The sequence below is a fragment of the Paenibacillus sp. 2RAB27 genome (assembly GCF_052115445.1).
In the GTDB taxonomy this organism is placed as follows: domain Bacteria; phylum Bacillota; class Bacilli; order Paenibacillales; family NBRC-103111; genus Paenibacillus_E.
The window spans coordinates 148868-170105 of sequence record NZ_JBFRGR010000008.1 but is presented as its reverse complement, the minus strand read 5'-3'; the positions used below and the strand labels follow the sequence as shown (position 1 = coordinate 170105).

Here is a 21238-nt window from a genome sequence, read left to right as displayed (position 1 = left end):
TCTCTAGTTTGATATACTCATTTTGTTTGTTGCAACTTTTGAACAAGCAATCCACGATAGAAGGGAAGCGATAATCAGGTGGATCATACCCGTACACCCCTGTTCTCTGCATTGCTTGCGCATGCGGAAAGAAATCCAATTCAGTTTCACATTCCTGGCCATAAAAAAGGAGTCGGCATGGACCCGGAGTTTCGTGCTTTCATAGGCGATAATGCCCTTTCCATCGACCTCATCAATATAGCACCGCTAGATGATCTTCATCAGCCGATGGGCGTTATTGAAGARGCTCAGAAGCTGGCTGCGCATGCGTTTGGCGCGGATCACACGTTCTTCTCTGTGCAAGGCACGAGCGGAGCGATTATGACAATGATTATGACCGTTTGTTCCGAAGGCGATAAAATTATCGTGCCGCGGAATGTCCATAAATCCGTACTAGCCGCAATTATTTTCGTTGGAGCTAAGCCTGTTTTCATTCAACCTGCTCGTGATAAAAATCTAGGAATTGATCACGGCATTCCGACTCGTTCTGTTCGCCGTGCACTCGAAAAGCATCCGGATGCGAAAGCCGTGCTTGTCATTAATCCTACCTATTATGGTGTATGTACGAACCTTAAGGAAATCGTAGATCTCGTACACAGCTACAATATGCCCGTACTTGTAGATGAAGCGCACGGTGTCCTTATTCATTTCCACGAGAAACTGCCGATGTCCGCTATGGATGCTGGTGCTGATATGGCGGCTACAAGTGTACATAAGCTTGGTGGTTCCATGACGCAAAGCTCCGTCCTCAATGTAAAAGGAAATCGTGTGAATCCGAAACGTATTCAGACGATCATTTCGATGCTGACTACGACGTCGACTTCGTATATTTTACTAGGTTCGTTAGATACCTCTCGCCGTCACCTTGCTCTGAACGGACGTGAAATGGCAGAACGCACGATTCAGCTTGCTCACTACGCGCGCAAGCAAATCAACGAGATTCCGAACCTCTATTGCTTCGGGGAAGAAATTCTCGGGGATGAAGCCACTTACGCTTATGATCCTACCAAAATCTGCGTACACGTTCGTAAGCTAGGTGTCACGGGCTTTGAAGTAGAGAATTGGCTGCGAGATCACTACAATATCGAAGTCGAGATGAGTGACATGTACAACATCCTCTGTCTTTTCACACCAGGAGACACACCAGAGAATGTAGACATTCTATTAAAGGCTTTGCGAGAGTTATCTCACATCAATGATGATGTTGCCGAAGTTAAAGAAGTTGTCATCAAGGTTCCTGCGATCCCACAATTGACATTGACACCACGTGATGCTTTCTATGGAGAAACGGAAATCCTTCCTTTTAAAGACTCTGCCGATCGTATCATTGCTGAATTCATCTATGTGTACCCGCCCRGCATTCCGATCTTGCTCCCTGGTGAAGTTATTACACAGGAGCTAATTGATTATATCGTTGAGCATGTAGAGGTCGGATTACCTGTTAAAGGGCCTGAAGACCGTAGTGTCCAACAGGTGAAAGTGATCGTAGAAACACAAGCCATCTTCTAAGCTCTCTACCCTGAGGGATATATTGTAAAACCGTTTACATGATGCTATGATATGGGTGATGTTTTGCGAATGAGGTGATCAAGGAATGGCTCAAAGCGCTTATATTAAATTCGTAACAGGATCCGCTGTCGCGGCACTTACCTTGGATGAAATCAAGGACAAGCTGCTGCATTATCGGGATCAACTTAGCCTGACAGCCAAACAGCTTGGTTGGGAGTATGACGAAGCCGGATTCCCTTATACGATTGAGACGAAGCCGGAAGGCGAAGGCAAATGGTTTTATTTGAAAGGCACCAACGCTTTATATCATACGATCGTGGTTGGGGTCGGTTCTGAACAAAACCAGGAGCAAGAGCGCCAGTTCGTGCAATTCGTATTACCTGACAATGCCACACATGGTGACAAGAGCAAAGGCAATGAATTCTGCAAATATTTGGGCAAACTTCTGAAAGCTGAACTTCATCTATTTAACGGTAGAATCATGTATTTCAATCCTAGAAAATGAATGAACACAAACAGAAACCCCCTAACAGATCACTCTGCTAGGGGGTTCTTATGTATAGCTCTTATTCTTCGCCTTCTTGAGCCACGATTTCATTGTAAATCGTTACTACACGTTCCCACTCTTCTTCATCTTCAATGTTAACGAGGAATGCATCTTCGTCCTCTTCTTCAACACGGAAAATCACGCCGTCTGCTTCAGGATCATTACGATCGAGTAAAACAGCATACGCTTGCTCCTGAGATTGGAAGGTATATACCATGACCATTTCATGTTCTACACCGTTCTCGTCCGTAACGATAAAAACGTCTTCCCCTTGCTCGTCGTGATCGTGGTCACAGTCCGGGCCGTGCACATGCTTCTCATCGCTCACAGGCAGAACCTCATTTCATTAAGTAATAAGTTACTTAAATATCCTAACATTTTCATATTAAGAGGTCAAACCAGATAATCCCTGCTTGCTTTACTCCGATTGAATTTGCTTTTCCGAAACGACAGAGTACTCACTGCTTCCATTTTGCTGCATAGCAAACTTAACAACATAGGTACCCGCTTCATCGAATGAAACACCATAGACAGGAACCTTCAACCAGAACGATTCTTTGGAATCGGAGATTGATTTCTCGACAGGTGTAATTACACTTTTTCCACTTGGAGAAACAATGGAAACGCGAACGGAATTAATGCCTGTTTTCAAGTTATCTACCTGTGCGAACACGATAAAATCCGCTTGTTTCCCTCGTTCAACAACGCCGAAAGGGACGATCGCCGAATCTTTACGAACTTCCGTTGTAAAGAACATATGTACATTGGGCTTGAACAAATAAGCTGTTTTACTCGAATCATCCCATCTGAGAAGGGACTGTAGAGCATCGCTCATTGCACGTAATGGAAGTACCGTCTTGCCATCCACAATAAGCGGCGGAACATCGGAATCTGCGAATTCCTTCGTTTGATTGTTTACGACTAATCTAGCGATACTATACCCTTTATAATCCCCCCATATCGAAGAGGCTACCACCGCAGCCGTACTTAAAACAAAGAACACAACCATCAACGTAAAAATGCGCTGAACTTTCATCTCTCTTTAACCTCCAACCTCGTTAGTCATCTGTCTGTCTGCATCTTTATACGCCGATGTTTAGGAAGAGTTGCGATGAATTTAACATTTTGCAATAAAATTCAGTACACGCTTAATATATGCTTCTGATTCTAGCTGAAAGGTACCGACATGCCCTGCTTTCTCTGTAATCCATAGCTCAAAATCCTCTGGATGACGCTTGTACATCTGGGAACTATTGGTATAAGGGATAGCTTGATCGTCTTTACTGTGAATGAACAAGATAGGCCTTGGCACAATCCGGTCAACGGCAGCTAATGCATCAACAGCATGTGGATTCACGCCAATCAATTTTGGCAAAATAAATAGAATCAACGGGGTAAAAGGGTAGCGTGGAAGCTTTGACCACACCGGCAAGTTTTCTTTGAGATAAGGAAGTAATTGACTAAATGCGCTGTCCGTAATGACACCTGCCACATCTTTCGCCTCCGCAGCAGCTAAGATCGACGACGTGCCTCCCATCGAAAATCCAAGTAATATTATTTCCGTTGGTTTGCTAGCATAGGTCTGTACCCAATCGATAGCGCCAAGGATGTCTTCCTTCTCTAGGAAGCCAATTGTGGTTGTTTTCCCTTCTGACCGTCCTGAATTCCGAAAATCAAACATCAGAACATGATAGCCTGCATTCACAAGTGCTTGAGCCAATGACAAGGCTGGAAGACCTTTTTCTAGACGTGTACCCGCATAACCATGTGACATGATGACTGTCTTGGTTTCAGGTAAGGACGGCGCTTTGGGCGATTCCAAGTACCAGCCATCTAACAGCACCCCCTCTGTTCGGCTTGGGAATGAGACATCCTTTCGGTGCAAGTTATAATTCTCTGGGGTATCATCCACAATCTTCCGTTTAGGATGCGTTAATTGCCACCCCACGTAGGTTGAAAGACCAACAACACCAAGCACAATCAGCAAAAGAATACTACTAACAAGTAACCCAATCATTATGAAATCAACACCTTCTATTTGTTTACTTTCACTTTACTGTTTCTTTAATTCTATATATAGTGGTTGAAAGACAGCAACCTCCCATGTTACATTAGAAAAAGATGGATTTTGTCGAAAATTGGAGGACACTGAATGAGTTTGCAAATTCAAATGTTGGGAACCGGCAGTGCCTTTTCCAAATTGTATTACAATACAAGTGCAGTAATTCGAACTACCGATGCCACTATTCTTATTGATTGTGGACCCACAGTGCCTAAATCACTTAGCGAGATTGCGATAGAGCTCGATCAAATTGATGGAATTCTTATTTCACATATTCATGCTGATCATATAGGCGGCCTTGAAGAAGTAGCCTTTCGTTTATTCTATCAATATAACCGCAAACGTGTGACTCTTTATGTTACAGAGGCATTAGCTGAAGTTCTTTGGGAAAATAGTTTGAAAGGCGGACTCTATAATCCGGAGGATGGCTTCCATCAGCTTCAGGACTATTTCGAACTGGTTTTTCTACAGGAAAGAGTACCTTATCAACTATCTCCAGAGCTAACAATTGAAATCATCCCTACCTTGCACATTGCCCAGAAACTTAACTATTCGATGTTCATTAATCACCGGACATTCTATAGTGCTGATTTGCAATTTAATAAAGACTTTCTCATCAACGAAGTTGCCCATACAAGAAATTGTCACACCATTTTTCACGATTGTCAATTAAACGGACCTGGATATGTTCACACAACATTGGAAGAACTACTTACCCTTCCAGAGGATATTCAGAAACTCATATATTTGATGCACTATGACGATCACATGACAGAATTCATTGGTCAAACAGGTCCCATGACCTTTATCCACAAACATGAAATCATCGAGATCTCCGATTGATCTTGCCGCAAACTAAAGCCTTGAGAATTCATTTTCTCAGGGCTTCTTTCGATAATTCCCCCCTTCATTTTTCATTTTTTTTTCGTGAACAGCAGGGATTTTATGACAAGCATAGAACATGTCACAAGAGTGTATGAACGGAGGAAATTTCCAATCGGGAGCTGATACGGTGAATATCAATGGGTTTTATTATGTGTATGTAATCTTGTATGGCCTATATACGATTTATCTGCATTCGGACTTGAATATCCCTTTGTTTCTTCTAGCTGTTTGTCTATTTGTCTTATCCGTTCGATTCCACTCTTCACACCCGGCTATGCCTTGGCTTCAACTACTCCTCATTGGTTCTCTTCACGCACTTGGACAATCTGCCTTATGCTATCCTTTATATTTATTAACGCTTTCACATTATTCCTTCAAGGAAGAAAATACGTGGAGAGCATGGGGATTTTCCGTAAGTGCCATGATCATTTATTTATCTACGGTTAATTTCATCACGCATTCGGCATCTAGGGAATCCATGTTTGGATCCATGAGTATCCTCGACTTTGCTGCCGTCACTTGGCTAACACGAACCATCCATCTCCGCAGTGGCAAATTGGAACGTATCCGCAATGAGCGACATTTATTAACGCAAAAAGACTCCCTAACTGGTCTCTATAATTATGAAGAATGTCATCGAAGACTCGAGCAGCAAATCAAACTTCATCAACCCCTTGTGCTGTTTCTTATCGACTGCACGGATCTGAAGGCAATGAATACCTCGGGCGGATTTCAAGCTGGTAATTTCGTACTAAAGCAAATGGCTGATCTCCTTCAAATCCTATTCAAAGAAGCACTATTTATCTCGCGATATGGCGGCGATGAATTCGCTGTCGTTATGCCGCTTAACAAAGATTTTCTGACAACAGCCTCCTATCAGCAGAAGCTTGATTCTGAACTCCCTAAGCTTACTGGGATCCAAAATACATATGGTATTGCCATCTTTCCTCAAGACKCGTTGACGAAAGATGATCTTATTTTGCACGCGGAGCATAATCTATTTATGAAGAAACGTGAATCTTGGTTAAAACGTGAAGAGCAAATGCAGCGCTCAGAGAAACTACGTGTCGTCGGTGAACTAGCTTCTGGTATGGCTCATGAGATTCGAAATCCCTTAACAACGGTTAAAGGTTTTCTGCAATTATCAAAAGCAAGCGATTACAATATTGAAAATTGGTATGGACTCATCATGGATGAGATTGATCGGATGAGTGATTTAACTGGTGAGTTCCTTCAATTCTCCAAACCACACCAAACTGTCTTTCAAACCCATTCGTTGAATGAATGCGTGCTCAAAGTTATTTCGCTCATTGAGTCCGAAGCGACCAGCTCGGGACATGAGATCCATTTTCATGAGTCAACCTATGCCGTTCACATGCTTATGGATCAAGATAAAATGATACAACTCTTATTAAACATGATGAAGAATGCTTGCGAAGCCATGGAATCAAACGGTTCAATCCACATGAAATTAAGCCGCGATCAGAAGAACGCGACTTTAGTCATTGCGGATAATGGTCCTGGCATACCGAGTGATCAACTCGACAAGATTTTCCATCCCTTCTTTACAACCAAAGAAACGGGTACAGGTTTGGGATTATCGATTTGCTATAAAATCGTACAGGATCATCAAGGTACATTAGAAGTAGAGAGTGAGCTCGGTATAGGGACACGATTTATTCTTACTTTCCCACTTGCCGTTAATATGACCAATGGGAATGACAATTCAGCTGTAAGTTAAAGAGTTTTCTTCATTCTGACATGCAAAATTCCGGCATCATAGAAAGGCTCATCGGAGATCACCGTATAGCCTAACTGACTGTAAAAGCCTTCTGCTTGACATTGCGCATCTAGAATTGCATATTTGCAACCAAGCTCGAGAGCCTGTTGTTCCATAGCATGTATGAGTAGTTTCCCAAGGGATCTTCCTCTATACTCTTTCAAGACAGCGACACGTTGCAATTTGGCTATTGCTTCTTGGAATTCATACCATCTAGAAGTCGCAATCGGAGCTTCACCATCCATGATGAGCAAATGATGGCAGGCTTCAGGAGAGTCGTCCTTTTCATCCATCTCAAGATGTGCAGGTACTTGCTGTTCATCCACAAATACGTTAAATCGTACAGCAAAACAAGCTTTCAGTTGATCCATTGTTGTAACACGAATCGTTTTCATGTGGGCATCTTCCTCTCTAAGATCGTTTCTTGATCTTATCCCATTCCGAAAAAGTTGTCCACATGAGTGATTACACATTTTACTTTCGTTCCAATAAGTAGCTGCAAGCACCAATCGCAAATCCTAACAGAGCACCAGCTGCAACTTCCCGTGGTAAATGACCTAATCGTTCCTTTAGCGCTTTCCTTCTTCTGGCGTGATAGATCCCCGGGTGTTGCTGGGCAATCCGCTCCACCTTTTCGTCTAAATCATTCACTTCTACCGCGATTTCTCCAGCGGATCTACGAATGCCCATCGCATCATACATGACGACAGCGCCGAATATGGAGCTCACCGCGAAATCTATGGCTGAGAAGCCTCTTTTCATCCCAATGTAGGTAGCGAGTGCCGTAACGCCAGAAGAATGCGAACTTGGCATACCACCAGTTTGAACCAATTGTGACCAATCCCATTTTTTACTGAACATATACGTTAATGGTAATTTGATGGCTTGAGCGGCTCCAATACCGATCACAGCTGTAGTCAATGCTCGATTCATTTCCATTCACCTCACTACTAGCATCCATCACAGGTTTAGATTCTATGCGCAAAGTTTGCTATACTAGACACATTGATTCTTATGTAAGGAGTGTGACTGATGAATATCGCTTTTTTCCTGTTACCTAAATCCGAGGTCATTACCGCGACTCCACAAGCAACCCTTCGTCAAACGTTGGAGCGCATGGAGTATCATCGATATACCGCTGTTCCGATCCTTTCTGATGATGGACATTATGTAGGAACCGTTACGGAAGGAGATTTACTTTGGTTTCTCAAGAATGCAGCGCATATCGGCTTTGAGAACGCTCATCGCCATGTACTTGAAGAGGTTCCTTTACGTGTTAAAAATAAACCCGTTCATATTCATGCCGAGATGGTTGACCTGATTGATTTGGCAAAAGCACAAAACTTCGTACCTGTCGTCGATGATTCCGACAAATTCATTGGAATTGTCAGACGTAGCGAAATTATCGAGTATTGCGCCAAACAAATGAATTTACAAGCCAACGTTGTACAGTCCTAATTTTTTTATTTTATAGGCATAGTAAAAAGGCTGAGAGACTCAGCCTTTTTTGCTTTTTTACATGGGATATTGTTACTGCACTTGTCCATTGGAAGAAGCCTTAGACGAGACAAATTCGCTCGCCCAGTCAACCATCCCATTCATTAATGTCAAAATGAGATTCACCGCATCCTTTTCCGTTAGCGAGCCATTCGATTGACTGCTGACGTACTGGGACGTTTTTTGTTCCAGTTTCACGACTAAATCTTTAATTTTCAAAAGTTCATTCGCCAAATCAGTGACTTGCTGATTATTCGAATTCCCTTGGTCTGATTTCATATTTTGACCTTGATTTTGACCTTGGTTCTGATTCTGACCCTGTGGTTGGCCTTGAGCTTGTGATTGACCTTGACCTTGACTTTGACTTTGACCTTGACCTTGGCCTTGACCCTGGGACGTATCTTGTGTCGAGTTGTTTGACGCAGCAGTTCCATCGCTAGAGGAAGCTTGCTGCTGCCCCTGGCTGTCTTGTGAGCCTTGCGCACTTGAGATCAACATTTTTTTGACTTGCTCTAATTCAATGAGTACCATATCATTTTGTTTGGTTAATTCATCCATTTGCAGCTTGAGATCCTGTGTTTTGATCATGTTGTCGAAACCCTTCCTTCCCTTATTTCACAGCACCGCATGCAATACGCTTACCCGAATTGCCAGAAGGATCTGTTTTCAAGTCATCTGCTTTCTCATGAATAACTAAACTAGTTCCGCCCGGTTTAAATAGCGAGTTAGGCTTATCCTTTTCTAAGACGACGGCTTTCGTAACACTGCTAAATCGTCCATTACCTTGTGCATCTACAATGAGATTTGGCAAATCACCGGCATGTGCACCCTTCGGATTAAGGAAGCCATGCTCCTTCATATGTGGATTGAAATGCACTCCTGCCGAATCAAACGTTGGTGCTTCACATATAGCCTTCTCATGAATGTGCAGACCATGAAGGCCAGGAGAAAGTCCGCTGACTTCTACATCGATCTGTACACCGTCTCTTACAGCGGTTAATTGCGCAGAACCTACTGATTGGTTATTAGATCCTATGAGCGCTACACGAATCGTTTCCGGCGATGTGGTGGCTTCTGATACTGAGGTACTTCGAACTGATTGGCACCCTGTCACTATCACGAGACCCAAGCTTGCTGTCATTATCATTTGAACTGTTTTCATTATGTACAATCCTCCTGTAATACTTCACATTGGTATATTCTACCCTTAGGATGCACAACTGCCCCTCACGATAACCACATAACAACTAACAAATTTTCTAATTCCTCCTTTGAAAAGGCAAAAAACCTGCAATCTTTCGATTACAGGCATCCTCTTCCATGTTCGTTTTAAATGAGATTATAAAATAGTCATGAGCTTAGCGATGATTTGTAGGTTTTCTAATTTTCGTTTGTAAAAGTGAAATTCCACCTTCGTATGCTCAACCGCGTCTTCCATCTGTAGAACCTGTTTTTGCAACTCTTTCGTGTATGGCCATAATTCCGCCTGCCGCTGCAGCTCATTCTTTCCTGTTACGAGCCCTTCACCAATGACTTCATACTCCTTCGTTAGAAGCATATGCTTTGCCCAATTCAATTCAGATACGGCATCGACATAAATGGCTTCCGCTTGTTTCAACAATTCCGGTACAAGTTGTAGCTCTAAAATAACATCCGACCGATTCATTCGGATTCCTCCTATGAGTTTTCATAGAAACTCAGCATAGTAAAACATTAAATATTGTTGCTTAGCCTCATTTATATTCATAGCAAAATAAAACATGCATACAAGCTGAAACCCTCTAAAATAGCGGGTTTTCTCCTTGTATTCGACTTATTTTGCATGACAATTCCGCTATAGAATGACAAAACTATTAAGACTACATTAAATCTGATAGATTCGCTCTCAACCTACTTGTATAACCTATTAGAAGTGCTACAATGTTACTATACGTATCAGAGGAGGTGACAAAAATGAGCCAAGAAGAAGAAGTAGTACAACAAAATGAGCAAGAAGAAAACTCTGCTGAATCCACTGAAGAAGTGGTAAGTCAAGAGGCTGAAGAAGTAATCGCTGAAGCGATTGAAGAAGCAGCTGCTGCAGAGGAAGAAGCAGAACAATCCGAAGAATAATGTAACCGTTATCATACATGATCAAATATCCCCCTCAACTTCACAGTTGGGGGTTTATTGATTTTACATACTAAAATTTTTTTTAATTTCAGCGAATAAATATTCTGAACATTCAAATAATACTGGTGTACCAATAAAAAGGAGATGATTTTGAATGGCTAACAGATCAAACACTTTAGTCGTACAAGAAGCAAAGGCAGCACTTGATCAAATGAAGTATGAAGTCGCTCAGGAAATTGGTGTCCCTCTCTCCCCATCTGGTTACAACGGTAATTTGGCAACACGTGATGCTGGCTCAATCGGTGGCAACATCACAAAAAGATTAGTGCAAATGGCTGAACAATCTTTAGGCGGCTACAAACGCTAATCCTTTGATGTAGGAGCAAGCTCAAAAAAGACTGAATCACTCGATCCTCCTTAGAGTGACTTCAGTCTTTTTTCTATTTCCTTCAAATTCCTCTGATTTCCCTTGAATTTCCTCACCAGTTTAAGCTAACATCTATAATTAATCCTCTGGTTTTAGTATGATTACCTTGCTTGGATACCCGAAAAAGGAGTGTTGAAACCATGACCACGCAATACGAAATTTTCCGCGATCCTTTCCGCATGTTAATTCTTCTGGCCACATTAGTGAGCGAAAAGCAAAACGAACCAGCCCTGCAATTTGACAAAGTACCTTTTTTCGAAAATGATACCTTTCTTATTCAGCATGACAAGTTTGTGTATAAGAAAAATCTTACAGAAATTACTTGGTTTCAATTTTTGGGAAGAGACATCGCTTGCAGTAAAGACCTCACACGTGAAGAGTATAACAAAATGTTCGTTGATTGCCTTGCGTCCTTATACCACATCACATAAAAAAAAGAAGGAGCTGATCACTTGGATCTGCTCCTTCGATTATTTCCATTACTTCTTCTTCACTTCTTCTACGAAAACGTCACTTGCGTCGCGCGTGCTTCCGAGCTCAAGAATCGTATATTTCTTCTCGCCGATCATGATCACATCTTCCACTTCAGGTAGTGGGTCGCCAAGGTACACCGTACCTAAATACACATTACTACTCTTTAAACGTAAATTCCAACGATGTTGTTGTTTCGTCATAGCTAATCCTCCCAAACTCTAATGTTCTCAAGTTACCATAAATTCACGCAAGATGAAAGCTATACTAGGAAACATCGCTGAATTATGGTACATTAATTTCACTTCCATGACCAGATCGGAGCCATTCTCCTTCATTCCTCGGTCCAAAAAGAGACGAAAGCCTTATTCCATCCTGCATAAGCTGATTTTTTTCTGGCGGAAGTAACTCCGCCCAACAATTGACAGTCTCTCGGTTTTTTGGTATATTGATACCTGTATCTATAAACGACTTGTTAGCTCAGCTGGGAGAGCACTATCTTGACAGGGTAGGGGTCAGTGGTTCGAGCCCACTACAGGTCATACCGTGAAAGCCTTGATAATCAAGGCTTTTTTCATTTATTTCCAACGCTATTTTCTTCAGTTTTGTACCTTAAATGAGCTACTGGTCATATTCTGGTCATATAGTGATTCATTATAAGGTTAACGGGATTTCATCTATAGGAAATTACCTAATCGTGCTTCCCATAAGCAACATAAAAAAAGCTGACCAGTGTGCGGTCAGCTTTTACTATATTCTACATCCTAGGCAGAAGCGAATTTATTAATGTCAGCAAATATTCTAACACGGTCGTATAGTCCGCTCCGCTTGATACTGCCTCCCCCATAGACAAGCAAAATGTTCTTGCCGTACGACTCAACCTGTTCGCTAAGCCGGTCAACCATTCCTTGACCAAAAAAAATGCGAGTTGGATTTTCAAATTCAAAATTGTTCATAGTTATATCTCCCAAAGTAGTCAATCAAAATCCAAGCAGGATAGCCCTAGCCGGAGCGGCCTCAATTCCCTTCAATTTCAGAGGAGCAAGGATGAAAAAATAGTAGCCTGCGACAACCTCTTTCAATCGCATTTTCCAGAATATGTAACGGCGCATCCAAATGAGCTCCAGTATGGTTATCGATAATAATTCTTGTTTCATAAATGGAACCCGTCTGATAGTCCTGAATGTTGCGAAGCTCCGGACGCTTTTCCGATTCATTGTTAAACACCTGCATATCCGGCTGAATGGTATCTGCTTCAGAAAAAATCATGAAAGCAAAAATTGTCGAAGCAGAAAAATGTAAAAAGAGCCTCCGAATATCATTTTTAAATACATATAATAAGGATAGTGCAGGTCGAATACAATCATTCGACCTACACTCTTTGCAGTTGAGTATAACAATTCTATTTTTTCAGACGAATCACGTTCCATGAAACTTTAGGCAGCTCAGCTGTCAACAGCCCATTGTCTAATTGCACTGTTCTGTTATTATGCGGAACTACTTGATCAGGTTTATCTTGTGAATTCACAGCTTTCAAATCTTCATTTTCCAAAACGATATGTTCGATCGCTTTATAGCCTGCAAATTCTCTAATTTCACATTCCAAAACAAGCGTGCGCTTCTCGTCACGATTAACAGCAAAGATCGTAAGCTCTTCCAGTTCCTCATTGTATACTGCTGCAGATTCAAGATAAGGCACATCCGTGAAATCTTTACTGTCATATACCGGGGACCAGACCAGTGGAAGTAGAGCCGTTCCTCTTCCATATAGCGATGCATGCATAAATGGATAAAAGATAGTCTGGCACCAGCTCGGACCGCCTGTCGTTGTCATTATAGGTGCGATCACATTAACAAGCTGAGCCAAACAAGCCATTTTTACGCGGTCTGCATGCTTCAGCAAAGTGATCAACATACACCCTACGACCAGAGCATCTTCGAAATTATACGTGTCTTCTAGTTGCGCAGGAGCAATTTGCCAAGGAGACATTTTTTTGTCGCTTTCCAAGGAGTGATACCATACGTTCCACTCGTCAAAAGAAAGATGAATTTTCTTTTTGCTGCCTTTTTTGGTTTGTACGTAATCTGCAGTGGCGATAACTGATCGGATGAATTGATCCATATCCATCGTGCGGGCAAGGTAATTGGAAATATCGTTTTGCGGATTGCCATAGTAAGTATGGAGTGAAATATAGTCTACGTGTTCGTAGGTATGCTCAAGCACTGTTGCTTCCCATTGTCCAAAAGTCGGCATTGCGCGGAAAGAACTGCCACATGCGATTAATTCAATAGAAGGGTCCACCCACTTCATCACCTTTGCTGTTTCGCATGCTATTCTTCCATACTCGTCAGCCGTCTTTTGACCGATTTGCCAAGGGCCGTCCATTTCGTTTCCGAGACACCACATTTTAATATTGTGCGGATCTTTGTATCCGTGTGATTTTCTCAAATCGCTCCAATAGGTCCCACCCGGATGATTACAGTACTCGATCAAATTACGTGCTTCATCTACACCGCGTGTCCCTAAATTTACAGCCATCATAACATCTGCATTAACTTCTCTGGCCCATTGTACAAATTCATTCGTTCCAAAACTGTTTGTTTCTATGGTCTTCCAGGCAAGCTCCAGTCTTCTTGGTCTCTGCTCTACCGGCCCTACTCCGTCTTCCCAATTATAGCCAGAAACAAAGTTGCCTCCGGGATAGCGAATGACAGGAACTTTCAACTGCTTTACAAGCTTCATCACATCTTGACGGAAGCCTTTCTCATCAGCAGTTTCATGTCCAGGCTCATATATGCCTCCATAAACAGCTCGTCCAAGCTGTTCAATAAAAGAGCCATAAATCCGATTGTCAATATCTCCAATCTTGAAATCCTTATCTATCTTCATTTTGGCTTTTAATTGCTCCGTCACAATTCCACAACCTTTCCAACATATTGAGGTAAATGTTACAGCTGGTTCCGTATTCTTCTAGCCGCAGACTCCATACAACTGTCGTTGACTTTCATATTTCGAATGGCATCTTCCGGTTGAAAACGCAGAGGACGTTCTCCATGAATGCTGGAGGCGAAATCATCAATTTGCAGCGCATATTGATTTAGTCTCGCAGTCGTCTCTATTCTGGTTGTACCGTTAATCGGCCGTGCTGTCTGCCTCACACAAATAAGTGAATGGCACTTCTATCCGCCCCTTCGCTCCATAAATTTCTAAAGTGTTTCGAAAGGACTACCACATGCCGCATTCAAAAGTAAGAGCTAATCCATCTGCAAACTCGATCAGACCTGAAGCCATCATATCCACATAATCATGAGCAGGGGATAAAAGAGCTGCTTATGGTTCCTTGTTCAAAATCAGCCTTGCGCGCTGATTGGATAGCAACCTGCATMATACAGCGATCCTCCTCCCATCTCCCACTTAAAGCGTACGTTAGATGCGTTGTCCGCATCGTTAAAGGTAAACGTACCGTGGAGACCGCGAAGGTCGCCAATATTTCACCTTTTGCATTTTGTAAGTCATTTGAATCCAAGGCAAGATTATTCTCCTTTGCTTTTTGTAGCTGAATCTTAAGTTCTTTAAGCTTAGTTAAGGTATTCTTCTTTACCACCTCTTCTGCAGTATCTTCGTCAATCTTAATTTTCCAGAAATCTGTTTGGGTATTTATGTCGGTAATATCTTTTCGGAAAGTAACTTGTCTTTTTGAGTCTTAAAAAAAAACCATAAACTCTGCTTTCGTTATCCCTTCTCCATCGACAATAGCCAAATAGGAATCCGATGAAGCCTTTGATATTTTATAATAAAAAAAGGTACTGTCATAGCTACAATGACGCTCGCAACCAAGATTGCAAAACCTACTCTTTTCTTCAAGACAGTTCACCTCTTTTTCTATGACAGGATCAGGAATTTACAATAGGCCTGCGGTAAAAAGTAAGCTAGATAACACCATAATAGTCAGCATCAAGTAAATAACGACTTTAAACCATCGTTTTTTGGAAAGCACCACGATTCACTTCTTTTTCCACTGCTCTCGTAAAATAAATTTGGAGGAAGGCGCCGTGCGATGGCCGCCTTCCTCCAAACCAATTACTTATTTACTGCGAAATAATATTATGTGCTACAGCAGCAAGATCGATAATATCAATGACACCATCATTATTGATATCCGCACTTGCCAACCAGTTCGCATCAGTTGCGATTTCACCATAGTGACTTGCAACAATGGCGAGGTCTCCGATGCTGAATTTATTGTCGCCGTTCAGATCGCCTGGAAGCGCTACGTGAATCGAAGCAAGGAATGTCTGAATTGCCGTATTCAGATCAATTGCCGCTTGACTTACTTGAGCCGGTGTGGCTGTAGCGTTATTGACTACAGCTTGCGCCGTCGCGATCGCCGTTTGTAAAGCCGCTTTCGATCCGGCTGGATATTGACCCGGATAGCTTCCTTCCACAGCCGTGTCGTACTTGGCTTGTGCAGATGCGATCAGCGTCGTCAAAGTCGCTTTATCAACGACTGTAATTTGAGCGCTGCTGGTTGCGCCTTGCACTTGTTTCTCTACGCCATGGCTGTCGGAGACAACCACGCCCGACAAGGAGACTGTGCTGCTCGTAGACTGCGCAGTGGGATTTGCCAAGAAACTCAGCTTCAAGATCGCTCCACTATTGCTGCTGTTAATGGCATGAGTTGCCCCTTTACTCGCCGAGAGGATACGGATGTGCCCCGGTGTTCCAGTTTGGCTCACAAAAATGCCATCGATCAGCGAAGTAACCGCACTTAGCTGTAATTGTGTCGGATCATAATTAACGATCAAATCTTCGGCATAAATGCCACCAACTAAGATCGGATCCGGGTTGCTTAATCCATAGGTCATATCAAACGATTGGCCTGGATAAACGACTTGATGAGTATCATCAGGTCCAATTAAGTTGGATGTGATGACATCCAATAGATTTACAATAATATTGGCCACGGCTTTGATCGACGTACCGTCAACCGTACCATTTACACTAATTGTTCCCGCACTTGCATAGCTTGCTGGATCAATCGCATCCCATGTGACTTGGAGAGATGCTGTTGTCGAGTCATTATAAGTTACGGTTACAGATGACGGTAATACCGGGGCAGTTCCCGCTGTTGTTGATACACTTACAGGGCTAATGCTTGTAATAAACGGTTGAACGGCTATAACGGATACGTTCGCTACTGCTTTCACCGTCGTGCCTGCAACCGTACCATTTACACTAAATGTTCCAACAGCAGCATATTTCGCAGGATCAATCTCATCCCATGTAACATTCAACGATGCAATCGTCGAGTCATTATATGTTGCTGTTACGACGGATGGAAGTACTGGAGCTGTGCCCGGATTAGTCGTTACGTTAACTGGCGCAATGCTAGCAACTGCTCTAGCTGTTACCGTTAAAGTCAATTTGGCTGCTATTGTGGTCCCGGCAACGGCCCCATCAATTGTAACCGTTCCTGGAGTCGCATACTGTGCCGGAGTTATATTCCATACGACGTCCACCGAAGCATTCGAACCGTTATCGTAGACCACATTCACTTTTGGCGGCAATACAGGCGCTACCCCAGCGATTGTTGAAGCAATTGCATTTGTAATCGATGTAATAGGCCCTGGGATAACTGTAACATTGACTTTGGCTAATACTGAGGTACCAGGTACCGTACCCCGAATAGTGAATGTTCCGGCTTGGTTTAACAAATTAGGATCATAGGTTTCCCAAGTCACTGGCACGTTGATATTATCAATCGAGCCGTCGTTATAATAAGCTTCGATTACCGATGGCAGGATAGGTGTTTGACCAACTAAAGTAGTGACATTTTCATCTGGTATGCTATTAATCGTCACTTCATTCGTTACCCTCACGAATACAGTTGCTTCAGCTTCGATATTCGTTCCGTCAACAACACCTTTTACTGTAAAGCTGCCAGGTGTCACCACTTGCGCAGGTGTCACTTGATCCCATATTACACTTGCAGTCACCGTTGAACCATCMTCGAAATTCTTGGTTACTTTAGGCGGGAGAACTGGCAGAACATCGTGCAGTGTGCTTACCTTCACCGGTTTTACGCTAATTGTCGGCGTAGCGTAAACCTTCCATTGCAAGATTCCAGTCCATTGTGTGCCTCTGGTTATAGTCATCCGTAATTTAGTCGTCGTGATTGGTGAGAATGTTGTTGTATTATACTTATTGAGCGCTACCCCGTTACCGACGGCCTTCGGAACATCCACATAAGCGGTGCCGTTCCAATACTCAAGCTTACTTGCCGTAGGCGCCAAGATTCCGCCGTTATCCGTCCACCAATATACGTCGGATTTGTTAATATTCACAGGAGTTCCCCAAGTGTACTCCACCCATTGCGTCTTGGGGGAACTATTCCAGTTACCATATGCCCCGCTGCCCTTACTTGTTGAACTGGCAGGATCACTGCGACCATCGTTAATGGCATTCAGATTTTCAAAAGATGATACAAAGGAAGTGCTAGGTGTTGCTTGTAAAGCTAAGTTAACAGAGTTAGGAAGAGCGTCTACAGTAACTGTGACATCAACAGATGTGGTCAATTCACCATCCGTGACATTGATAGTCAGCACGTAGTTTCCTGGTCTGTTAAATGAAGCTAACGTATTACCGGATGCATCTTTCGTAAAAGATACCTGGCCGCCCGCGACTCCGCTTTTCATCACCCAACTACTTTCAATCGTGGCGGAAGGTAATCCATCGTCCGTAATATTCGTAATCAGCTTCGCCTTTAAAGGAATTTTCGCCGTAGCATCTTGTTGAGCAATAACTACAGGAGGTGTATTGACAGCTTCCGGAGCAATCACGCCTGTATTGAAGACTTGGAATTCCTTAACGCCAACACTAGCTCCTGGTTTTGGAGTCATCAATACCCTTATTTTCTGTGCAGTAATCGTTGGGAATTGAACATGATTGTAGTTGGCTACGAGCTGTGATTTATATTGCTTAGGAATAACCGTCCACGACGATGTTGCGTCGTTATAGTACTGGACCACATACATGGATGGCTCCCTGTAAAACACATCCGGTTTATCGTTATAGAAATATAGTTTGATATCGTCAAATGTTTTCGGTGATCCGAAGTCTGCCTGCAGCCATTCCTGCGCATTGGTCGACCCTTTTGTTCCCCAAATCGGAGGATTCGCAGTAAAAGAACCCGAAGTGAAGAAGTTACCGCTGATCGTAAATCCAGATTTCGTATTTGCCGCAGATGTTAGAGAATTTGTATACGAAGCTGTCATCGTTGTCGTTGGATCCAAAGACAGGTTTGCAGCGCCGCCAGATTCCGGCGACAAATCCACACCAGCTTTCTGGAATAAATCTGCAGCTCTGTTGTAGGTGTTCAAATCTACTTCGGCAGAGGACTTCATTTGGGTATTGCTGTTCTGTACTTCTACATTTGCGCTGCTTGTATCCAAAACCGTAACAGCTCCAGTAGTCGGATTCCATTCCAAATGAGCCAGCTTATCCGTTCTAAGCACTAATTGTCCGTTCACATACATTGAATAACCTTCTTGCACATTTGGATAAAAAGTTTTGCCGTCTCCTGGTTTATCCCAGATAATGGTGACATCACTACCATGATAACGCATGTTGTTTACGGTAAAGTGATCCCATCCGATGTCAATCGGCGATAATTCTACTGTAGAATCCGTTCGCGGTACAAGCCCCATAATATCCTCGATAACCGAGTAATTGTAGTTACCCAGAATATTATGATGAATTCCGGATCTTCCGTCGATTCGTTGAGTCGTCGGATTCCAGTTGAACCAATATTCATTATTGTCCAAATAATTGATATTACCTTGGTAGGCTGTCGACCATCCAAGCCAATACATCAATTTCTTATACATATCGGCAGTAATGTAAGGTTGGTTCGGATATTTTCTTAGCACTTCTGTGAAAAGGCGAATGTTGCCTGATGCGTTTAGGTTAGCAAAATTGTTAGTTCCCCCTACACCTTGCGCTACGGATATCGCCTTATCCTTCTGATTGGCGGTATAGAACGGGAATACCGGGAATTCCGTCTTATCCCCCCAGTATCTGAGAGATTCTAAGTATTTGGGATCATCCTTAGGAACAAGGCCATCAATTTGGAAGGCGTAGTAATTATTAGCCTCTTTCCAAGGAATAAACGTGTTCGTTAGTAAATCTTTCTGCAAGAACATTTTCGATGACTCATCCCACATAACGGATAAAAATGAATTTTTGAGATAATCGGCAAAAGCAAACATTTCTGTAGCCTTGGCTGTATTACCGGCTAATTGGTATGCCTTCGCCGAGGCCATAGCGTTTCCGTAAACGAATGCGCTTTCAGTCCGATCCTGATTGATGTTTCCTCTTTTCTCATAATAGTGGAACGCGTTTCCGTCCCCATCATTACCAGTCAATGAACCCCAATCATAGTTAATAACCCCATCCTTATTCGTATCAAATCGAGCGAGCTGACCTTTCGCGTCTTTTTCCGCATATCGCGCAAGATTATTTAAGATTTTAGGCTGGCCACCGTGGACTTCATAGGTTTGAAAAGCGGAGTCCCCAATGTACTGTGAATAGCTGTTATTCCAGTTGGATGGTTTTCCTGGATTATCTGTAAACAGACTGTCCCTGGAAACTTCCCCCGCTGAAACCCAATCTCCATAAGAGTATATGGGATTTCTTAAATATTTAAGATCCTGCATATGCATCGGTTGCGTTAATACAATCGCATTATTGTACCCGAGTGCACCTTCTACGGAGATGGGGAATTGGTAGTCGTTTCCTGGGATATTCGCATCAAGAAAGTTAAATCTGCTTAACCACCATCTGTAGTAAATAATCTTTTTAATATTTTCGTCGGCAACATCCATGTAAGGAACATTGTCTGCCCACCATTTGTTATATTCGCGAAGCTGGGTTATATACGCCGTATTCGCATCGTACGCTCTAAACCGATTGTAATCCGTCGTCGACTCAGGTATTTCAGTTGTAATAAAGCCCATTTGGAATTTCAACGAAATTTTTTCATTTGGGGCTAATGTTATACTCCTTGTTAAAATGCCGTTGCTCGCAGTCATCCCCGTACCACTGAGTCTTGGGTACACTTTCGTTAAATTGTTTCGCACGTTGAATGTACCTGTCAACTCCGTTCCATCCGCCGATGCCGTCGTGGCAAAAGGTGAATCGGCCGTCAACGTAAATGTTTTAGATGATGTCGTCGTATTAGTAATTATGATGTTATCGACAGCGACGTTGTTATCTGTAATAAATTTGGTTTCTTCCAGCGTGTAACCTGTCGCATTATAGAAAGCTGACCAGTAACTTGGCGTTTGCAATCTTTTAGATGAATCTTGGGTAAAAGTGACTCCAGGGATTTGAATCGAGTAGCCTTTTTGATTCAACAAATCAAAATAAGCGATATTATTGCCAAATCCAATGACAGTGGCGCTATTTGTATACGCATACAAGGCTTTACCACGTGTCATCAAATAGGTGCCTGTCGGGTCATTCCCCTTCCGAGCGAGCAAGCTGTCCATCCAGAAGGAAGTTCCTCCTGCTGCCAGATCCGCTTGGTACATATCCATCATCATACTTCGACTTGCATTATATGGAGCTGGTTCAGTTGGAACTACTTGCGTACCCGTTGGATTCGTAAAAACGGGCATCCCGGCATCATTATTGTTCACAAAGCCAGGATCTACGGCAAAAACAGATGAACTATAACCTGTCATTAATGACAGGACAATCGCAGTTCCCAAAATATTCCTACCAATTGTTTTTTTAAACTTTCTCATTTGCTACCTCCTATTGAATATTAAATGGCAATACCCATCCTCGCAAATAAGTTTGGGGGAAGGCGCTGCCGATAGCCGCCTTCCTCTAAACCTTGAACATCT

Annotated in this window: 21 protein-coding genes, 1 tRNA gene and 1 pseudogene; 9 read left to right on the top strand and 14 right to left on the bottom strand. The window is 42.7% G+C overall.

What is annotated here, in order from left to right; genetic code table 11:
- Window positions 1–78 precede the first annotated feature (78 nt).
- Entirely contained in the window at window positions 79–1548 is a 1470-nt protein-coding gene (locus tag AB4114_RS14370; RefSeq protein ID WP_441989055.1) for an aminotransferase class I/II-fold pyridoxal phosphate-dependent enzyme, read from the top strand.
- 85 nt (window positions 1549–1633) lie between these two features.
- The gene (locus AB4114_RS14365; RefSeq protein WP_171635426.1) at window positions 1634–2053 is read left to right on the top strand and encodes a DUF1885 family protein; all 420 of its coding nucleotides are present in this window, start codon (window positions 1634–1636) and stop codon (window positions 2051–2053) included.
- Between the two features lie 61 nt (window positions 2054–2114).
- Here AB4114_RS14365 and AB4114_RS14360 read toward each other — a convergent pair whose 3' ends face one another.
- From AB4114_RS14360 to AB4114_RS14350, 3 genes are all read right to left on the bottom strand, one after another.
- The gene (locus AB4114_RS14360; protein ID WP_171635424.1) at window positions 2115–2423 is read right to left on the bottom strand and encodes a DUF1292 domain-containing protein; all 309 of its coding nucleotides are present in this window, start codon (window positions 2421–2423) and stop codon (window positions 2115–2117) included.
- Window positions 2424–2513: 90 nt separating this feature from the next.
- Window positions 2514–3131, bottom strand: coding sequence for a stalk domain-containing protein (locus tag AB4114_RS14355; protein WP_441989054.1), 618 nt, complete (start codon window positions 3129–3131; stop codon window positions 2514–2516).
- A gap of 81 nt (window positions 3132–3212) precedes the next feature.
- Complete coding sequence (locus AB4114_RS14350) at window positions 3213–4112, bottom strand: alpha/beta hydrolase (RefSeq protein WP_441989053.1); 900 nt, start codon at window positions 4110–4112, stop codon at window positions 3213–3215.
- 135 nt (window positions 4113–4247) lie between these two features.
- Here AB4114_RS14350 and AB4114_RS14345 point away from each other — a divergent pair, with 135 nt between their 5' ends.
- Window positions 4248–5000 carry an MBL fold metallo-hydrolase gene (locus AB4114_RS14345; RefSeq protein ID WP_441989052.1) on the top strand — a complete coding sequence of 251 codons (753 nt, stop codon included), beginning with the start codon at window positions 4248–4250 and terminating at the stop codon, window positions 4998–5000.
- Window positions 5001–5169: 169 nt separating this feature from the next.
- A complete protein-coding gene (locus AB4114_RS14340; RefSeq protein ID WP_441989051.1) occupies window positions 5170–6783 on the top strand; it encodes an ATP-binding protein in 1614 nt (537 codons plus the stop codon).
- Here the strand turns inward: AB4114_RS14340 and AB4114_RS14335 are convergent.
- Both AB4114_RS14335 and AB4114_RS14330 read right to left on the bottom strand, forming a co-directional pair.
- Entirely contained in the window at window positions 6780–7217 is a 438-nt protein-coding gene (locus tag AB4114_RS14335) for a GNAT family N-acetyltransferase (protein ID WP_441989050.1), read from the bottom strand. The two genes, AB4114_RS14340 and AB4114_RS14335, sit on opposite strands and share 4 nt — an antisense overlap.
- 79 nt (window positions 7218–7296) lie before the next feature.
- Window positions 7297–7755: a divergent PAP2 family protein gene (locus AB4114_RS14330; protein ID WP_441989049.1), complete on the bottom strand. Its 459-nt coding sequence runs from the start codon at window positions 7753–7755 to the stop codon at window positions 7297–7299.
- A 99-nt stretch (window positions 7756–7854) separates the two neighbouring features.
- Between AB4114_RS14330 and AB4114_RS14325 the strand changes: the two genes are divergently transcribed.
- Window positions 7855–8280: a CBS domain-containing protein gene (locus tag AB4114_RS14325; RefSeq protein ID WP_441989048.1), complete on the top strand. Its 426-nt coding sequence runs from the start codon at window positions 7855–7857 to the stop codon at window positions 8278–8280.
- A gap of 72 nt (window positions 8281–8352) precedes the next feature.
- On the opposite strand, the gene AB4114_RS14320 is transcribed toward AB4114_RS14325, so the two are convergent.
- The 3 genes from AB4114_RS14320 to AB4114_RS14310 form a co-directional block, all read right to left on the bottom strand.
- Entirely contained in the window at window positions 8353–8907 is a 555-nt protein-coding gene (locus AB4114_RS14320) for a hypothetical protein (protein ID WP_441989047.1), read from the bottom strand.
- Window positions 8908–8929: 22 nt separating this feature from the next.
- On the bottom strand, window positions 8930–9481 hold the full coding sequence (locus AB4114_RS14315) for a superoxide dismutase family protein (protein ID WP_441989046.1): 552 nt from the start codon (window positions 9479–9481) through the stop codon (window positions 8930–8932).
- A 177-nt stretch (window positions 9482–9658) separates the two neighbouring features.
- Window positions 9659–9985: a hypothetical protein gene (locus AB4114_RS14310; RefSeq protein ID WP_056612566.1), complete on the bottom strand. Its 327-nt coding sequence runs from the start codon at window positions 9983–9985 to the stop codon at window positions 9659–9661.
- Between the two features lie 287 nt (window positions 9986–10272).
- Between AB4114_RS14310 and AB4114_RS14305 the strand changes: the two genes are divergently transcribed.
- The 3 genes from AB4114_RS14305 to AB4114_RS14295 all read left to right on the top strand — a co-directional run bounded on the left by AB4114_RS14305 (window position 10273) and on the right by AB4114_RS14295 (window position 11289).
- Window positions 10273–10431 carry a hypothetical protein gene (locus AB4114_RS14305; protein WP_171635404.1) on the top strand — a complete coding sequence of 53 codons (159 nt, stop codon included), beginning with the start codon at window positions 10273–10275 and terminating at the stop codon, window positions 10429–10431.
- Window positions 10432–10585: 154 nt separating this feature from the next.
- Complete coding sequence (locus AB4114_RS14300) at window positions 10586–10798, top strand: alpha/beta-type small acid-soluble spore protein (RefSeq protein WP_056612568.1); 213 nt, start codon at window positions 10586–10588, stop codon at window positions 10796–10798.
- A 200-nt stretch (window positions 10799–10998) separates the two neighbouring features.
- Window positions 10999–11289 carry a hypothetical protein gene (locus tag AB4114_RS14295; RefSeq protein WP_236287618.1) on the top strand — a complete coding sequence of 97 codons (291 nt, stop codon included), beginning with the start codon at window positions 10999–11001 and terminating at the stop codon, window positions 11287–11289.
- Between the two features lie 48 nt (window positions 11290–11337).
- Here the strand turns inward: AB4114_RS14295 and AB4114_RS14290 are convergent, their stop codons facing one another.
- Window positions 11338–11532, bottom strand: coding sequence for a hypothetical protein (locus tag AB4114_RS14290; protein ID WP_028558119.1), 195 nt, complete (start codon window positions 11530–11532; stop codon window positions 11338–11340).
- 266 nt (window positions 11533–11798) lie between these two features.
- On the opposite strand from AB4114_RS14290, the gene AB4114_RS14285 reads away from it, so the two are divergent.
- Window positions 11799–11871, top strand: a tRNA-Val gene (locus tag AB4114_RS14285).
- Window positions 11872–12132: 261 nt separating this feature from the next.
- On the opposite strand, the pseudogene AB4114_RS14280 reads toward AB4114_RS14285, so the two are convergent.
- The 5 genes and pseudogenes from AB4114_RS14280 to AB4114_RS14260 all read right to left on the bottom strand — a co-directional run.
- Window positions 12133–12285: pseudogene (locus AB4114_RS14280) on the bottom strand (iron-containing alcohol dehydrogenase); the annotation flags it as partial.
- A gap of 24 nt (window positions 12286–12309) precedes the next feature.
- Window positions 12310–12486 (bottom strand): hypothetical protein, encoded by a 177-nt coding sequence (locus AB4114_RS14275; RefSeq protein WP_441989045.1) that lies wholly within the window; start codon window positions 12484–12486, stop codon window positions 12310–12312.
- Window positions 12487–12731: 245 nt separating this feature from the next.
- Window positions 12732–14219: an arabinosylfuranosidase ArfA gene (gene arfA, locus AB4114_RS14270; protein WP_441989126.1), complete on the bottom strand. Its 1488-nt coding sequence runs from the start codon at window positions 14217–14219 to the stop codon at window positions 12732–12734.
- Window positions 14220–15231: 1012 nt separating this feature from the next.
- Window positions 15232–15327, bottom strand: a complete 96-nt coding sequence (prli42, locus tag AB4114_RS14265; RefSeq protein ID WP_441989125.1) for a stressosome-associated protein Prli42 — start codon at window positions 15325–15327, stop codon at window positions 15232–15234.
- 91 nt (window positions 15328–15418) lie between these two features.
- On the bottom strand, window positions 15419–21136 hold the full coding sequence (locus AB4114_RS14260) for an Ig-like domain-containing protein (RefSeq protein ID WP_441989044.1): 5718 nt from the start codon (window positions 21134–21136) through the stop codon (window positions 15419–15421).
- Window positions 21137–21238 lie beyond the last annotated feature (102 nt).

Bases quoted from the DNA above. Each gene is read 5' to 3' on its own strand.
- AB4114_RS14365 (WP_171635426.1), top strand. From the start codon at position 1,634: ATGGCTCAAAGCGCTTATATTAAATTCGTAACAGGATCCGCTGTCGCG.
- AB4114_RS14355 (WP_441989054.1), bottom strand. From the start codon at position 3,131: ATGAAAGTTCAGCGCATTTTTACGTTGATGGTTGTGTTCTTTGTTTTA.
- AB4114_RS14350 (WP_441989053.1), bottom strand. From the start codon at position 4,112: ATGATTGGGTTACTTGTTAGTAGTATTCTTTTGCTGATTGTGCTTGGT.
- AB4114_RS14345 (WP_441989052.1), top strand. From the start codon at position 4,248: ATGAGTTTGCAAATTCAAATGTTGGGAACCGGCAGTGCCTTTTCCAAA.
- AB4114_RS14335 (WP_441989050.1), bottom strand. From the start codon at position 7,217: ATGAAAACGATTCGTGTTACAACAATGGATCAACTGAAAGCTTGTTTT.
- AB4114_RS14330 (WP_441989049.1), bottom strand. From the start codon at position 7,755: ATGAATCGAGCATTGACTACAGCTGTGATCGGTATTGGAGCCGCTCAA.
- AB4114_RS14325 (WP_441989048.1), top strand. From the start codon at position 7,855: ATGAATATCGCTTTTTTCCTGTTACCTAAATCCGAGGTCATTACCGCG.
- AB4114_RS14320 (WP_441989047.1), bottom strand. From the start codon at position 8,907: ATGATCAAAACACAGGATCTCAAGCTGCAAATGGATGAATTAACCAAA.
- AB4114_RS14315 (WP_441989046.1), bottom strand. From the start codon at position 9,481: ATGAAAACAGTTCAAATGATAATGACAGCAAGCTTGGGTCTCGTGATA.
- AB4114_RS14310 (WP_056612566.1), bottom strand. From the start codon at position 9,985: ATGAATCGGTCGGATGTTATTTTAGAGCTACAACTTGTACCGGAATTG.
- AB4114_RS14305 (WP_171635404.1), top strand. From the start codon at position 10,273: ATGAGCCAAGAAGAAGAAGTAGTACAACAAAATGAGCAAGAAGAAAAC.
- AB4114_RS14300 (WP_056612568.1), top strand. From the start codon at position 10,586: ATGGCTAACAGATCAAACACTTTAGTCGTACAAGAAGCAAAGGCAGCA.
- AB4114_RS14295 (WP_236287618.1), top strand. From the start codon at position 10,999: ATGACCACGCAATACGAAATTTTCCGCGATCCTTTCCGCATGTTAATT.
- AB4114_RS14290 (WP_028558119.1), bottom strand. From the start codon at position 11,532: ATGACGAAACAACAACATCGTTGGAATTTACGTTTAAAGAGTAGTAAT.
- AB4114_RS14275 (WP_441989045.1), bottom strand. From the start codon at position 12,486: ATGAAACAAGAATTATTATCGATAACCATACTGGAGCTCATTTGGATG.
- arfA (WP_441989126.1), bottom strand. From the start codon at position 14,219: ATGAAGATAGATAAGGATTTCAAGATTGGAGATATTGACAATCGGATT.